1 protein-coding gene is annotated in these 948 nt (G+C 45.4%); it reads right to left on the reverse strand.

Going from position 1 to position 948, the window contains the following annotated elements; genetic code table 11:
- On the reverse strand, positions 1 to 948 hold a 948-nt coding region (gene murA, locus CVN76_RS01015; RefSeq protein WP_100530102.1), incomplete at both ends, for a UDP-N-acetylglucosamine 1-carboxyvinyltransferase.

Raw genomic sequence — 948 nt, forward strand, 5'->3', positions numbered from 1 at the left:
CGGTTTTCGAAAACGGTCTCCGTAATCATACTTGTTCCTTCGGCACGCAACAATAATGCCATCATTTGAGACTGCATATCAGTCGGGAAACCAGGATGCGGCATTGTTTTGATATCAATCGCCTTCAAGGTTTTTGGCCCGATGACGCGCAAGCCATCTTCTTCTTCAAGGATCTTGACTCCCATTTCCTCCATTTTGGCAATAAGGGAAGTAAGGTGTTCAGGTACAGCTCCTTGAACAAGAACGTTGCCGCCAGTAAGAGCTGCCGCTGTCATGAATGTACCAGCTTCGATACGGTCAGGTATAATATGATGTTCAACGCCATATAATTTATCGACGCCTTCGATTCTCATCGTACCCGTACCAGCACCTCTTACTTTGGCACCCATTTTATTAAGGAAGTTCGCAAGATCTACAATTTCAGGCTCTTTGGCCACATTTTCCAGAACAGTAATACCTTCGGCAAGTGTTGCTGCCATCATGATGTTTTCGGTGGCACCCACACTCGGGAAGTCTAGATACACACGTGCACCCTTAAGCCTTCCTTCGACCTCGGCATCAATGAAACCATTGCCGACCTTTACCTTTGCTCCCATCGCTTCAAAGCCCTTTAAATGCTGATCGATAGGACGTGAGCCGATGGCACAGCCGCCTGGAAGAGCCACGCGGGCCCGGCCATTCCTTGCTAATAAGGAGCCCATCACTAAAACGGAAGCTCTCATTTTACGCACATATTCAAATGGTGCTTCTTCTAATAACTCTCTTGATGCATCTACAGTTACTTGATTATCATGAAAGGCAACATCTGCATTTAAGTTGCGCAATACTTCATTGATTGTATATACATCGGAGAGCGTAGGAACATCTTTAATGATACTTTTCCCATCACTTGCTAATAATGTTGCAGCGATAACTGGCAAAACGGCGTTTTTAGCACCTTCTACTTTA

This window comes from Bacillus sp. mrc49, assembly GCF_002803435.1.